Below are 13,805 nucleotides of genomic sequence, written 5' to 3' on the forward strand. Positions count from 1 at the left end.
CGTCACACGCCGGGCCCTGGGGATGTCGGCGACGGCTGGCACGCTGGAGCCATGCCTGTGACCGAGCGAGACCTCCCCGACCTGGTGATCGGCGACGACGGGCTGGCGCGACCGCGGTGGGCGGCCGTCGACCCGCTGCTGCGCGACTACTACGACACCGAGTGGGGCATGCCGGTGCGCGACGAGCGCGGGCTCTTCGAGCGGCTGAGCCTGGAGGCCTTCCAGTCCGGGCTGTCGTGGGTGACGATCCTGCGCAAGCGGGAGGCCTTCCGAGCGGCCTTCGCCGGCTTCGACCCCGACGCGGTCGCGGCCTTCGACGAGCACGACGTCGCGCGGCTCATGACCGACTCCGGCATCGTGCGCAACCACAGCAAGGTCGAGGCGACCATCGCCAACGCGCGCGCCACCGTCGCGCTGCGCGCCGACGGTGGCCTGGGCGACCTGGTGTGGTCGTTCCGGCCGCACGAGACCCCGCGGCCGCGCACCTTCGCCGAGGTGCCGACCACCTCGCCCGAGTCGGTGGCGCTGGCGAAGGAGCTCAAGCGGCGCGGGTTCGCCTTCGTCGGGCCCACGACCTGCTTCGCCCTGATGGAGGCGGTCGGCCTCGTCGACACCCACCTCGTCGGCAGCCACCGTCGCGGCAGCTCCGGCGTCTGGTCCTGACGTTGCCTGCCCGCCCGGCGTGCCTGCGTACGCCGTGGGGTCAGAGGCCGGCGGCCTTCTCCAGCGCCGCGAGCTCGTCGTCGAGGTGGGTCAGCAGCCGCTGCAGGTGCGGCACGGTGCGGCGGCAGCCGGTGAGGCCGAAGCCCATCGTCCCGTCGTAGGACGCGCAGGTGATGTTGAGCGCCATGCCGTTGATGGGGATCGACAGCGGGTAGGTGCCGACCAGCTTCATGCCGTTCCAGTACTGCGTGCTGCGCGGGCCGGGCACGTTGCTGATGATCAGGTTGAAGGGCGGGCGCACCACGCCGTTGAGGCGCAGCAGCGGGGTGATGACCGAGGGCGCCATCCCGATCGCGCTCATCGCGATGATCTGCGCCGGCGTCATCGTCGAGAGCGCCTCCTTGCCCGAGCGCATCGAGTCGTGCACCGAGCGCAGCCGGTCGGCGGGGTCGGCGAGGTGGGTGCCGAGCTGCACCATGACGCAGCCGACCGCGTTGCCGCCGTCGGTGGAGGCCACCTGCGACTGCTTGGCGTTCAGCCCGACCGGCACCATCGCGACGACCGAGGTGTCGGGCAGTGCGTCGAGCTCGGCGAGGTAGGAGCGGACCGCGCCGCTGCACATCGCCAGCACCACGTCGTTGATGGTCGTGCCGGTCGCCTGGCCGATCGCGCGCATCCGGTCGACCGGCCAGTCCTGTGCCGCGAAGCGCCGCGAGCCCGTGATGGTCTGGTTGAACAGGGTGCGGGGCGCGCGCAGCGACAGCGCCGATGTCTCGCCCTTGACGCCGCGGGTCAGCGTGCGCACGAGCGCCCCGGGCATGCCCGCGGCCTCGGCGGTGATGCCGAGCGCGCTGCGCACCACCTGGGCGGGCAGCTGGGCCAGCGAGCGCTCGGCGTCGGCGCGGGTCTGCACGGCCTTGGTGGGCGGTCGCGCGGCCCACGGGGCCGGCAGGTCGCGACGGTCGGGGTCGGTGCTGAGCATGCTCTGCATCAGGCGCATGGCCGAGACGCCGTCGACCAGCGCGTGGTGGATCTTGGTGTACATCGCGAGCCGGCCGTCGGCCAGGCCCTCGATCACGTGGGCCTCCCACAGCGGCCGCTCCCACGCCAGGCGCTGGGAGTGCAGCCGGGAGCACAGCTCGAGCAGCTCGCGGACCCGCCCCGGCTCGGGCAGCGCGCTGTGGCGCACGTGGTGCTCGATGTCGAAGAGGTCGTCGCGCTTCCACACCAGCTGGCCGGCCGCCTTGAGCCGGCGCTCGGGGTGCTTGAGGAAGAGCGGGGCGACCTGGTCGTCGCGGCGCATCTGCTCGAAGACCTCGCGCACGTAGCCCGGGCCCGCACCCTCCGGCCGCTCGAAGAGCTGCAGCCCGCCGACGTGCATCGGCTGCTGGCGGCTCTCCGCGAGCAGGAAGGCCGCTGAGGCCGGGTCGATGGGCGTGGCCACGGGCGGACCCCTCTCCTGGTCGGGTCGCCTCCGCCGACGTCCCGGGTGGTCGATGGTGACGCACGGTGACCGGCGCCACAAGGAGAACGACGCACCCGTCTCGCGGTTCCGCCCTCGCTAGGCTGCGCGCGTGCTGCTCGCCCTCGACACCGCGACCCCCCGGGTGACCGTCGCCCTCCACGATGGCAGCGACGTCGTGGCGGAGCACGTCGCCGAGCAGGGGATGCGCCACGGGGAGCAGCTCGCCCCCGCGATCGAGGCGGTGATGCGCGAGGCCGGCGTGGTCCGCCAGGACCTCACCGCCGTCGCCGCCGGCGTCGGCCCCGGCCCCTTCACCGGTCTCCGGGTCGGCCTGGTCACCGCCCGCACCCTCGGCTTCGTCCTCGACGTCCCCGTGTACGGCGTGTGCTCGCTCGACGTCCTCGCCGTCGAGGCCGTCGCCACGGGCGCGGTGGCGGCGGGGGTGTCGGAAGCGGCGGGTGAGGCGGACCAGGGGTTCCTCGTGGCGACCGACGCCCGGCGCAAGGAGGTCTACGTCGCCGCCTACGCCGCCGACGGCACCCGCGCCGACGGCCCCCACGTGCTGCGCCCGGCCGACGTGGCCGACGCGGCCGGGCGCCTGGTGGTGGGGGAGGGCGGCGCGCTCTACCCCGACGTCTTCACGCGCGCCACGGGGCCGCTGCGGCCCTCGGCCGGGTGGCTGGCGCGGGTGGTCGCAGAGGAGCTCGCCGAGCTGCTCGACCCCGAGCCGCTCTACCTGCGCCGACCCGACGCGGTCGCGCCGGGCGCGCGCAAGCCCGCCTCGTGAGCCGTCGGTGAGCGAGCAGGTCCGGGACGCGCAGCCCCCCGACCTGCCTGCCCTCGTCGCGCTCGAGCGCACCCTCTTCGGTGCCGAGGCGTGGGACGAGGCGTCCCTGCGCGCCGAGCTCGACGGCCCCGGCCGACGGCTGCTGGTGGTCGAGGACGGGCCGCGCGTGGCGGCGTACGCCTCGACGATGGTGCTCGGCGACGTCGCCGACCTGCTGCGCATCGGGGTCGACCCGGCGCGGCAGGGGCGCGGGCTGGGCGGCGCGCTGCTCGCGGCGGTGGTCGACCACGCCCGGGCCGCGGGCGCGCACCGGCTGCTGCTCGAGGTCGCGGCGACCAACGCCGCGGCGCTCGCGCTCTACGGGCGGGCGGGGCTGGTGGAGGTCGACCGGCGGCGCGGCTACTACCGCGACGGCGTGGACGCGCTGGTGCTCGGGCTCGCGCTGGCCTGAGCGGCGTCGGCGTCGGCGGCGCCGAGGGCGGTCGGGCCCGCGACGAAGGTGTGCGCGGTGCGGAAGCCGAGGCGCTCGTAGACGCGCACGGCGGGCGCGTTGGTGGTGTAGACGCCGAGGGTCGCGGTGCCGTTGCCGCCCGCGACCGCGCGGTGGGCGAGCGCGGCGCTGAGCACGCGCGCGAGGCCGTGGCCGCGGTGCTCGGGCAGCACCGTGACGGCGCGGATCAGACCGGCGCCGCTGGGCTGGCGGATGAGCACGCCGACGCCGGCGAGGGTGCCGCGGTGGGTGACCCCGAGCCAGGCCTCGGCGCCGGGCACGCCCGGCCGGGCGAAGGAGTCCGCGTAGCCCGCGTCGAGCACCGCCTCCACCGCGTCGCGGTCGGCGGCGTCTGACTCGTCGAGGTCGACCACCTCGACGCCGTCGCGGGTGGGCTGCTCGGGTGCGGCCGCGGTCCACATCCAGTGCCAGTCGAGGCGCTCGACGGGTCGCCAGGAGTCGGGCAGGTCGGCGGCGGAGGTGTGCTCCGCGCTGACCCGCACCGGCGCCTCGCCGGTGGCGGCGATCGCCGCCATCAGGGGGCCGAGGTCCTCGGGCGGGCCGAGGCAGGAGAAGGCCGGTCCGCGCCACCCCTGGCGCCCGGACGCGCCGTCGACCACCGCGGCCCACCCGTGCACCCAGGCGCGGGCGCCCGGGCGGGTCGGGTCGACGTGGTGGTGGAGGAAGGGGTCGTCGACGACCGCGGCCAGCTCGCCGATCGGGATCTCGCGCACCGGCACATCCTCCCCGACGGCTCTGCGGGTGGCGGTGGCGGCACAATGGCGGCCATGAGCGCCGACGGACCCCTCGTGCTCGGCATCGAGACCTCCTGCGACGAGACCGGCGTCGGCATCGTGCGCGGGCGGACCCTGCTGGTCGACGCGGTCGCCAGCTCGGTGGAGGAGCACGCGCGCTTCGGCGGCGTCGTGCCCGAGGTCGCGAGCCGCGCCCACCTCGAGGCGATGGTGCCGACCCTCGAGCGCGCCGCGGAGCAGGCAGGGATCCGGCTGCACGAGGTCGACGCCGTCGCCGTGACCAGCGGGCCCGGCCTCGCCGGCGCCCTGCTCGTCGGGGTCGCGGCCGCCAAGGCGCTGGCGCTCGGCCTCGGCAAGCCGCTGTACGGCGTGAACCACCTCGCCGCCCACGTCGCCGTCGACCAGCTCGAGCACGGCCCGCTGCCCGAGCCCTGCCTCGCGCTGCTGGTCTCCGGCGGCCACTCCAACCTGCTGCGCGTCGAGGACCTCACGACCGGCGTGACCCCGCTCGGCGCGACCATCGACGACGCGGCCGGCGAGGCCTTCGACAAAGTGGCGCGGCTGCTCGGCCTGCCCTTCCCCGGGGGACCGCACGTCGACCGCGAGGCCCGGTCGGGCAACGCGGTCGCGATCGACTTCCCGCGCGGGCTGACGAGCCGCCGCGACCTCGAGCGGCACCGCTTCGACTACTCCTTCTCCGGCCTCAAGACCGCGGTCGCCCGCTGGGTCGAGGCCCGTGAGCGGGCCGGCGAGCCGGTGCCCGTGGCCGACGTCGCGGCGAGCTTCCAGGAGGCGGTCTGCGACGTGCTGGTGCGCAAGGCGCTCGACGCGGCTGCCGACCAGGGCGTCGACGACCTGCTCATCGGCGGCGGTGTCGCCGCCAACTCCCGGCTGCGGGCGATGGCGGAGGAGCGGGCCGCGAAGGTCGGCGTCCGGGTCCGTGTGCCGCGCCCGGGGCTGTGCACCGACAACGGCGCGATGGTCGCCGCCCTCGGCGCCGAGATGGTCGCCCGCGGCCGCACACCGTCGTCCCTCGACCTCCCCGCCGACTCCTCCCAGCCCATCACCACCGTCGCCGTCTGACGCCGAGGGGTCGCGCGCTGGGCTCGCGTCGAGGGGTCGCGCGCTGGGCGCACGCGTACGTCGAGGGGTCGCGCGCTGGGCTCGCGTCGAGGGGTCGCGCGCTGGGCTCGCGTCGAGGGGTCGCGCGCTGGGCACACGCGTACGTCGAGGGGTCGCGCGCACGACGAGGGGTCACGCGCTGGGCGCATCCAGCCCAGCGCGTGACCCCTCGGCGGTAGCGCAGTCGGTGACCCCTCGGCGGTAGCGCAGCCGGTGACCCCTCGGCGGTAGAGCAGCCGGTGACCCCTCGGCGGGGTGGGGTCAGGGTCGCGGCAGGACCACGGCGAGGTCGCCGAAGGGGTCCATCGACACGACCGGCGTCGCGCGCTCGACGGAGCCGTCGAGCTCGAGGCGGAGCACGGACGCCTCCTCGCCTTGGAACGCCGCGGCGAGCACGGTGTCGGCGTCCTCCCACCCCACGTGCGTCAGGTCGGTCGGCGGGTTGCTGCGCGAGAGCCACGCCACCTGCACCTCGCCGGTCGCGGTGTCGAGCACCGTCATCGAGCGGTCGCCGATGCCGTCGCTGTCGCTGCCGGTCGCGGTCACCCAGCGGCCGTCGGGGCTCATGGAGCGCAGCACGAGGTCGCAGTCGGGTGCGCGCAGCTGCTCGCCCGCGGCGCCGACGACCACCGCGCAGGCGCGGTCGCCGGAGAGGTTGCCGGCCACGACACCGGTCTGGGGGTCGACGCCGACGGCCTCGTCCACACCCGCGACCGTGGTCACGGTGCCGTCGCGCCCGGCGAGGAGCACCTCGCTCCGGCCGTCGGGGTAGGTCGCGTTGAGCACCAGCCCGGCGGGCCCGATCCCCACCGGGGTGAAGCCGCCCAGCGAGGGCAGCTGCACCACCACGTGCTCGTCCGACGCCAGCACCTCGTCGTCGGGCGCGAGGACCGCTGCCTGCTCCGCGCCGACCTCCTGCACCCACCCGACCTCGCCGAGGCTCGGCGCGCCGACGAGTGCGTCGAGAGCGGCCGGCAGCTCCACGGGGTCGCCCAGCGGGCGGCCCAGCTCGTCGAGCACGAAGAGGCGTGAGTCGCCGGCGTCGCCCGTGACGAGCAGCCCGCCGGCCCAGCGCACCGCGTCCTGCGGCATCTCGACCGCGTCGACGACCAGGTCGCCGGCGACGACCGCGTCGCGCCGCACGTCGATCCACGGCACGTCGGTGCGGGCGCCCTGCGGCAGCCCGACGGTCGTCAGGTCCACCTCGCCGACCGGCTCGTAGGTGCGCTCGACCGGCGCCGCCGGGGCAAGGCGCCCGTCGTCGGCGGCCAGCTGGCCAGAGGCCGCCAGTCCGAGCGGCGCGGCGACCGCGAGCGCGGCGGCGACGCCGGCACCGGCGCCGATCCGGCGGTTGCGACGGATCCGGCCGGCTCGGCCCTGCACGGCCTCGAAGCTGATCGAGGGCGCCCCGTCGTGGGTCAGGGTGTCGGCGCGCTGCGTCAGCGCGTCGCGCAGGCGGTCGGCCTGCGGGTCCGTGGGGGTCATCGCCCCTCCTCCAGGGTCTGGGTGCGGGTGTCGGTGCCGTCGGTGCTGGTGTCGATGCCGGTGTCGGTGGGGGTGTCGCGCGGGTCGAGCCCGGCGGGCACGCGCACGCGCAGCGCCGCGAGCGCGCGGCTCGCCTGGGACTTCACGGTCCCGGGGGAGATGCCCAGCGTCTCGGCGATCTCCGCCTCGCTGAGCCCCTCGTAGTAGCGGAGGACGACCACGGCGCGCTGCTTGGTCGGCAGCGTCTGCACGAAGGACCAGACCGCGGCGGCCTGCCCCTCGTCGTACTCGTCGCGGTGGACCTCGACGTCGGGCACGAGGTCGGTGCTGTGCTCGCGACGCTTCCACGGCCGACGCCACAGCGAGTTCAGCTCGTTGACCATGATCCGGCGCACGTAGCCGTCCAGCGAGCCCTGGTCGCGCACCTTGTCCCACGACAGGTAGAGCTTGGCGAGCGCGGTCTGCGCCAGGTCCTCGGCGGTGTGCCGGTCGCCCGAGAGCAGGTACGCCGTGCGGAGCAGGCTCGCCTGCCGCGCGGCCATGTACGCCGCGAACTCCTCGTCGACCCGCGACCGGCGGGTCGGGCGCTGCTCAGGCGTCGCCTGCACGGCCACCCCTCTCACTGCTGTGTCCACGTCGGCCACCGTCGGCTCACCATCCTTCCGGCACCAGGACGCGGCCGCAGTCGATCAGGTTGCACGGGTCACTAGGTTGAGCCCATGCACCAGGTGAAGGCCGTCGTCGCGCGCAGCAAGGGAGCTCCGGTGGAGCTCGTCACGATCAACGTGCCGGACCCGGGTCCGGGGGAGGCGCTGGTGCAGGTGCAGGCCTGCGGGGTGTGCCACACCGACCTGCACTACCGCGAGGGCGGGATCAACGACGACTTCCCCTTCCTGCTGGGCCACGAGGCCGCGGGGGTGGTCGAGGCCGTCGGCGAGGGCGTGACCGAGGTGGCTCCGGGCGACTTCGTGGTGCTGAACTGGCGCGCGGTGTGCGGGGAGTGCCGGGCGTGCACGCGCGGTGAGCCGCAGTACTGCTTCGCCACCCACAACGCGACGCAGAAGATGACGCTGGCCGAGGGCCCTGACGCGGGCACGGAGCTGTCGCCGGCGCTGGGCATCGGCGCGTTCGCCGAGAAGACGCTGGTCGCGGCCGGGCAGTGCACGAAGGTCGACCCCGAGGCGCGGCCGGCGGCCGTGGGCCTGCTGGGCTGCGGTGTGATGGCGGGCCTGGGTGCGGCGATCAACACCGGCGGCGTGACCCGCGGGTCCAGTGTCGCGGTGATCGGCTGTGGCGGTGTGGGCATGGCCGCGATCGCCGGGTCGGTCCTCGCGGGTGCCGACACGGTCATCGCGGTCGACGTCGACGACCGCAAGCTGGAGATGGCGAGGGGCATGGGCGCCACCCACACCGTCAACTCGCGCGAGACCGACCCGGTCGCGGCGATCAAGGAGATCTGCGCGGCGAGCCTGCTGCACCCCGGTGCCGAGGGTGCCGACGTGGTGGTCGAGGCGGTGGGCCGCCCCGAGACGTGGGAGCAGGCGTTCTACGCCCGGGACCTGGCCGGCACCGTGGTGCTGGTCGGCGTGCCGACGCCGGACATGGAGGTGCCGCGGATCCCGCTGATCGACGTGTTCGGTCGCGGCGGGGCGCTGAAGTCCAGCTGGTACGGCGACTGCCTGCCGGGCCGTGACTTCCCGATGCTGGTGGACCTCTACCGCCAGGGCCGGCTCGACCTCGACGCGTTCGTGACCGAGGAGGTCGGCATCGGCGACGTCGAGGCCGCCTTCGAGAAGATGCACGGCGGCCCCGGCGTCGAGCCGGTGCTGCGCTCGGTGGTGGTCCTGTGAGCGCGGCCGCGCCCGGCGGCCTCCGCGTCGACCACGCGGTCTCCTCCGGCACCTTCAGCCTCGACGGGGAGACCCACCAGGTCGACAACAACCTGTGGGTGGTCGGCGACGACGCCGAGTGCGTGGTCGTCGACGCCCCCCACTCCGTCGACGACGTGATGGCGCTCGTGGGTGAGCGGAAGGTCCGCGCGATCGTGCTCACCCACGCCCACGACGACCACTGCCGCATCGCCCCGGCGCTGCGCGAGCGCACCGGCGCGCCGGTGCTGCTGCACCCCGACGACAAGCCGCTGTGGGAGCTCACCCACGGCGGGCCCGACGACCTCGACGCCACGCTGTGGGACGTCGACCTCGCCGACGGCCAGCGCCTCGAGGTCGCCGGCACCACGCTTCAGGTGCTGCACACCCCGGGCCACGCGCCAGGCGCGGTCTGCCTCTACGCCGAGGACCTCGGCTGCGTCTTCACCGGCGACACGCTCTTCCAGGGCGGGCCGGGCGCGACGGGGCGCTCCTTCAGCGACCGGCCGACCATCGAGGCCTCGATCCGGGCGCGGCTCTTCGCCCTGCCCGACGACACCGTCGTCCACACCGGCCACGGCGACGACACCACCATCGGCGCCGAGCGGGCGGCGCTGGGCGAGGGCTAGAGCGGGCGGACGGAGAAGGCGCGGCCCTCACCTGCGACGCGGGTGAGGACGACCGTGGCCTCGGCGTCGCCGCTGAGGGCGAGCCGCTTGCGCAGCTGCTCGGGCACGACGGCGACGCCGCGCTTCTTGATGGTCAGCCGGCCCACGCCGCGCTCGCGCAGCGCTGCCCGCAGCTGCTTCTCGCGGTAGGGCAGCTGCTCGAGCACCTCGTAGGCCCGGGCGAAGGGGGTGCGCACCGCGTCGTCGCCCGTCACGTAGGCGATGTGCTCGTCCACCAGCCCGCCCTCGACCGCGGCCGCGACGGCGGTGACCAGGCCCGCGCGGACGACCGCGCCGTCCGGCTCCCACAGGTAGCGCCCGATCGCGCGCACCGGCCGCGGCTGCCCGTCGTACGGGTCGTCCTCCTCGGTCACCGTCGCGAGGCCGGAGCCGCCGGCGGGGATCACGGTGGCCCGGCGCGACGCGGTGGCGAGGCGGCGCGACCACAGCGCGGCCTCCTTCACCTCGCCCGCCTCGCTGACCCACTCGGCCTCGACGCCGGCGGGCACGAGGTCGTGGGGGATGCCCGGGGCGACCTTGACCACCGCGGGCGTGCCGCGCGACTCGGCGAGCAGGCCCTCGATGAACGACCACGGCGGCGTCCATCCCTCGGCGTCCAGCTCCCGGCCGCGGGCGGAGCGGCGGGCGGGGTCGGCGTACGCCGCGCCGAAGGCGGCCACGTCGACGGCCGTGGCGTCGGCGACCTGCACCGCGCCCGCGAGGCCGAGGGCCGCGAGGTTGGCGCGTGCGACCTCGACGCGCACGGGGTCGAGGTCGACGCCGGCGGCCGTGAGCCCGGCGCGTGCCATCGCGACCAGGTCGCCGCCGACGCCGCAGCCGAGGTCGACGACGGAGGCGGGTGCGGCGAAGGCCAGCCGGGCCGCGCGGTGGGCCGCGACGCGGGCGCGGGTGGCCTGCTCGAGGCCGTCGGGGGTGAAGTACATCCGCACCGCGTCGTCGCCGAGCTTGGCGACCGCGCGGGCGCGCAGCTGCACCTGGGTCAGCGCGGCCGCGGCGTGCTCGGCGACCGGCTCGGTCCGGCGCACGGCTGCTGCCGCGCGCACCACGTCGCCGTCGGCGTCGGCCCAGGCGTGGGTGGCCTCGACCAGCAGCTGCTGGCCCGCGTCGGTGAGCAGCCAGCGGAAGGCGTCGAGGTCCACGGTGGCGATCCTCGCAGCCGCCGACCCTCCTGGCACTCCTTCGGGGTGAGTGCTAATGTCCGCGTTGGCACTCTCCTGGTGAGTGTGCCAGCGCGAGCGCGACGAGCGTGCGACCCCCGCGACGGCGTACTCCTCGACCCGGCCCGCGACCCGAGACCATCAAGCGACGTGTGCAAGAAAGTGGAGGTCGACACCGTGTCGGTCAACATCAAGCCCCTCGAGGACCGCATCGTGGTCAAGCCCCTCGACGCCGAGCAGACCACGGCGTCCGGCCTGGTCATCCCCGACACCGCCAAGGAGAAGCCCCAGGAGGGCGAGGTCGTGGCGGTCGGCCCGGGTCGGTTCAACGAGGACGGCGACGAGCGCATCCCCATGGACGTCTCCGTGGGCGACAAGGTCATCTACAGCAAGTACGGCGGCACCGAGGTGAAGTACGGCGGGGACGAGTTCCTCATCCTCTCGGCGCGCGACGTCCTCGCGATCGTCTCCTGACCCTGCTCACACCCCTGAGCACCCCCTGACGGTCCGGGACGCGCCGGCGCACAGCGCCCGCGTCCCGGACCGTCTTCCTTCCACCCTGAGGAGCACCTGATGCCCAAGATCCTGGAGTTCGACGAGAACGCCCGGCGGGCGCTCGAGCGCGGCGTCGACGCGCTCGCGAACGCCGTCAAGGTCACGCTCGGCCCCAAGGGCCGCTACGTCGTCCTGGACAAGAAGTGGGGCGCCCCCACGATCACCAACGACGGCGTCACCGTCGCCCGCGAGGTCGAGCTCGACGACCCCTTCGAGAACCTCGGCGCGCAGCTGACCAAGGAGGTCGCCACCAAGACCAACGACGTGGCCGGTGACGGCACCACCACGGCGACGGTCCTGGCCCAGGCGATGGTCCACGAGGGCCTGCGCGCGGTCGCCGCCGGCGCCAACCCGATGGGCCTCAAGCGGGGCATGGACGCCGCGGCCGAGGCCGTCGGCGACGCCCTCCGCGCGGCCGCCCGCGAGGTCGAGACCCGTGAGGACATGTCCTCGGTCGCCACGATCTCCTCGCGCGACTCCCACATCGGCGACCTGCTCGCCGAGGCCTTCGACAAGGTCGGCAAGGACGGCGTGATCACCGTCGAGGAGTCCAACACCATGGGCACCGAGCTGGAGTTCACCGAGGGGATGCAGTTCGACAAGGGCTACATCTCGCAGTACTTCGTCACCGACCCCGAGCGCATGGAGGCCGTCCTCGACGACCCCTACATCCTCCTGCACCAGGGCAAGATCTCGGCCGTCGCGGACCTGCTGCCGCTGCTGGAGAAGGTCATCCAGTCGGGCAAGCCGCTCTTCATCCTCGCCGAGGACGTCGACGGCGAGGCGCTCTCGACGCTGGTCGTCAACAAGATCCGCGGCACCTTCAACGCCGTCGCGGTGAAGAGCCCCGCTTTCGGCGACCGCCGCAAGGCGATGATGCAGGACATCGCGACCCTGACCGGCGGTCAGGTCGTCGCCCCCGAGGTCGGCCTCAAGCTCGACCAGGTCGGCCTCGAGGTGCTGGGCCAGGCCCGCCGCGTCGTGGTGACGAAGGACGACACCACGATCGTCGACGGCGCGGGCGACGCGGCCGAGGTCGAGGGTCGCGTCAACCAGATCAAGGCCGAGATCGAGTCGACCGAGTCCGACTGGGACCGCGAGAAGCTCCAGGAGCGCCTCGCCAAGCTGGCCGGCGGCGTGTGCGTCATCAAGGTCGGCGCCGCCACCGAGGTGGAGCTGAAGGAGAAGAAGCACCGCATCGAGGACGCCGTCTCCGCGACGCGCGCCGCGATCGAGGAGGGCATCGTCCCCGGCGGCGGCTCCGCGCTGATCCACGCCGTCTCGGTGCTGGAGAAGGACCTCGGCCTCACCGGTGACGAGGCCGCCGGCGTGCGCATCGTGCGCAAGGCCGCCGACGAGCCGCTGCGCTGGATCGCCGAGAACGGCGGCGAGAACGGCTACGTCGTCACCACCAAGGTCCGCGAGCTCGGCGTCGGCAACGGCTACAACGCCGCCACCGGCGAGTACGGCGACCTGGTCGCCCAGGGCGTCCTCGACCCGGTCAAGGTCACCCGCTCCGCGCTGGTCAACGCGACCTCGATCGCGGCGATGCTGCTCACGACCGAGACCCTGGTCGTCGACAAGCCCGAGGAGGAGGAGCCCGCGGCCGCCGGCGGCCACGGGCACGGTCACGGCCACTGAGGCCAGCCGCTCCACCCGCGACACCGCGCGACGGCGCCGGTCCCCTCGAGGGGGCCGGCGCCGTCGCCGTCCCGCCGCCCGCACCACCCGGCGTACGCCGTCATGCGGGCGAAACACGCACGCCCCGGCCGCGAAACCAGGGCAGGGCACGGTGGTCCCCGACCCCGTCGACCGACGGGCGACCGGCCCCACCGACCCCGAGGTGACCCATGCTCTGGCGCGTGCGCACGACCCTGCCCGACCGCCCCGGCGCCCTCGCGGTGCTGGCCCGCCACTGCGGGGAGGCGGGCGTCAACATCCTCGGCCTGCAGATCTTCCCCGGGATCGAGGCGGTCACCGACGAGCTCGTGCTGCGCACGCCGGACGGCTGGACGACGGCCGACACCGCCGCCCTCGTCGAGGGCGCGGGCGGGGTGGCCGTCAGTGCCGCCCCCTGCACCGAGGCGGCGCTGGTCGACCAGCCCACGCGCTACGTGCAGGCCGCCCGCACCGTCCTCGCGCAGCCGGCCAGCTTCCCCGAGGTCGTCGCCGCCCTCTTCGACGCCGAGGCGGACCCCGAGCCGCACGCACTCACACCGGTGCAGGACGTGATGGACATGACCGTCGGCGACGTGCAGGTGCAGGTGCGCCGGACGGCGCCGTTCACCGCGACCGAGCACGCCCGCGGGGCGTCGATGGCCGACCTGGTGAGCGACGTGCTCGCCCGCGCGCGCGCCGACGAGTCGGCCGCGGTCGCTCCGGTGGCGGGACGACGGCTCGGCGGCGGTGCGGCGCCGTCGTTCGAGCACGACGGCGACGTCGTGCGCGCCGTGGTCGACGGCACCGTCGTGGGTGCGGCCGCGCTGCGCGCCGAGGTGGAGCCCGGGGTGCGCGAGGTGCGCCTGCGCGTCGACGCCGCGTGGCAGCGGCGCGGCATCGGGACCCGCCTGCTGGTCGAGGTCACGCGGCTGGCCGGGGCGTCCGGGGCCGGCGAGGTGCTGCTCACGACCCGGGCCGACAACCAGGCGGTGCTGCCGATGGTGCTCGCCGCGGGCCTGAAGGGCCGGATCCGGATGGCGGCCGACGTGCTGACCGTGCGGGTGCCGGTGCGCGACCTGCGGCCGTCGCGGTCCTGAGCGGCGCCTAGAC

General features: G+C 74.9%; 14 protein-coding genes. 9 read left to right on the forward strand and 5 right to left on the reverse strand.

The genetic code is table 11. The annotated features are described in order from the left end of the window. Window positions 1–51: 51 nt before the first annotated feature. On the forward strand, window positions 52–663 hold the full coding sequence (locus tag BJ989_RS06715; protein WP_179517534.1) for a DNA-3-methyladenine glycosylase I: 612 nt from the start codon (window positions 52–54) through the stop codon (window positions 661–663). A 40-nt stretch (window positions 664–703) separates the two neighbouring features. On the opposite strand, the gene BJ989_RS06720 is transcribed toward BJ989_RS06715, so the two are convergent. After that, window positions 704–2,107, reverse strand: coding sequence for a wax ester/triacylglycerol synthase family O-acyltransferase (locus BJ989_RS06720; RefSeq protein ID WP_179517535.1), 1,404 nt, complete (start codon window positions 2,105–2,107; stop codon window positions 704–706). Window positions 2,108–2,237: 130 nt separating this feature from the next. Here BJ989_RS06720 and tsaB point away from each other — a divergent pair, with 130 nt between their 5' ends. Both tsaB and rimI read left to right on the forward strand, forming a co-directional pair. Next, on the forward strand, window positions 2,238–2,915 hold the full coding sequence (gene tsaB, locus BJ989_RS06725; protein WP_179517536.1) for a tRNA (adenosine(37)-N6)-threonylcarbamoyltransferase complex dimerization subunit type 1 TsaB: 678 nt from the start codon (window positions 2,238–2,240) through the stop codon (window positions 2,913–2,915). Between the two features lie 7 nt (window positions 2,916–2,922). Continuing rightward, window positions 2,923–3,366 carry a ribosomal protein S18-alanine N-acetyltransferase gene (gene rimI / locus BJ989_RS06730; protein WP_343049146.1) on the forward strand — a complete coding sequence of 148 codons (444 nt, stop codon included), beginning with the start codon at window positions 2,923–2,925 and terminating at the stop codon, window positions 3,364–3,366. Here the strand turns inward: rimI and BJ989_RS18720 are convergent. Then, complete coding sequence (locus tag BJ989_RS18720) at window positions 3,318–4,139, reverse strand: GNAT family N-acetyltransferase (protein WP_179517537.1); 822 nt, start codon at window positions 4,137–4,139, stop codon at window positions 3,318–3,320. The genes rimI and BJ989_RS18720 overlap by 49 nt on opposite strands. A 54-nt stretch (window positions 4,140–4,193) precedes the next feature. On the opposite strand from BJ989_RS18720, the gene tsaD reads away from it, so the two are divergent. After that, window positions 4,194–5,243, forward strand: coding sequence for a tRNA (adenosine(37)-N6)-threonylcarbamoyltransferase complex transferase subunit TsaD (gene tsaD, locus BJ989_RS06740; RefSeq protein WP_179517538.1), 1,050 nt, complete (start codon window positions 4,194–4,196; stop codon window positions 5,241–5,243). A 300-nt stretch (window positions 5,244–5,543) separates the two neighbouring features. On the opposite strand, the gene BJ989_RS06745 is transcribed toward tsaD, so the two are convergent. After that, window positions 5,544–6,767 (reverse strand): hypothetical protein, encoded by a 1,224-nt coding sequence (locus BJ989_RS06745; protein ID WP_179517539.1) that lies wholly within the window; start codon window positions 6,765–6,767, stop codon window positions 5,544–5,546. Beyond that, on the reverse strand, window positions 6,764–7,375 hold the full coding sequence (locus BJ989_RS06750; protein WP_343049147.1) for a SigE family RNA polymerase sigma factor: 612 nt from the start codon (window positions 7,373–7,375) through the stop codon (window positions 6,764–6,766). Before BJ989_RS06750 ends, BJ989_RS06745 begins: the two co-directional genes overlap by 4 nt. 111 nt (window positions 7,376–7,486) lie before the next feature. Here BJ989_RS06750 and BJ989_RS06755 point away from each other — a divergent pair, with 111 nt between their 5' ends. Next, entirely contained in the window at window positions 7,487–8,617 is a 1,131-nt protein-coding gene (locus tag BJ989_RS06755) for an S-(hydroxymethyl)mycothiol dehydrogenase (protein ID WP_179517540.1), read from the forward strand. Next, window positions 8,614–9,264, forward strand: a complete 651-nt coding sequence (locus tag BJ989_RS06760) for an MBL fold metallo-hydrolase (protein WP_179517541.1) — start codon at window positions 8,614–8,616, stop codon at window positions 9,262–9,264. The genes BJ989_RS06755 and BJ989_RS06760 overlap by 4 nt, the downstream gene beginning before the upstream one ends. On the opposite strand, the gene BJ989_RS06765 is transcribed toward BJ989_RS06760, so the two are convergent. Continuing rightward, window positions 9,261–10,463, reverse strand: a complete 1,203-nt coding sequence (locus tag BJ989_RS06765) for a THUMP-like domain-containing protein (RefSeq protein WP_179517542.1) — start codon at window positions 10,461–10,463, stop codon at window positions 9,261–9,263. The two genes, BJ989_RS06760 and BJ989_RS06765, sit on opposite strands and share 4 nt — an antisense overlap. 195 nt (window positions 10,464–10,658) lie before the next feature. On the opposite strand from BJ989_RS06765, the gene groES reads away from it, so the two are divergent. The 3 genes from groES (at window position 10,659) to BJ989_RS06780 (ending at window position 13,792) form a co-directional block, all read left to right on the forward strand. Then, complete coding sequence (gene groES / locus BJ989_RS06770) at window positions 10,659–10,955, forward strand: co-chaperone GroES (RefSeq protein ID WP_179519442.1); 297 nt, start codon at window positions 10,659–10,661, stop codon at window positions 10,953–10,955. Window positions 10,956–11,054: 99 nt separating this feature from the next. Beyond that, the gene (gene groL, locus BJ989_RS06775) at window positions 11,055–12,677 is read left to right on the forward strand and encodes a chaperonin GroEL (protein ID WP_179517543.1); all 1,623 of its coding nucleotides are present in this window, start codon (window positions 11,055–11,057) and stop codon (window positions 12,675–12,677) included. Window positions 12,678–12,898: 221 nt separating this feature from the next. Beyond that, window positions 12,899–13,792: a GNAT family N-acetyltransferase gene (locus tag BJ989_RS06780; RefSeq protein ID WP_343049148.1), complete on the forward strand. Its 894-nt coding sequence runs from the start codon at window positions 12,899–12,901 to the stop codon at window positions 13,790–13,792. The last annotated feature ends 13 nt before the right edge of the window (window positions 13,793–13,805 follow it).

The organism is Nocardioides perillae, from assembly GCF_013409425.1.
Taxonomy (GTDB): domain Bacteria; phylum Actinomycetota; class Actinomycetes; order Propionibacteriales; family Nocardioidaceae; genus Nocardioides; species Nocardioides perillae.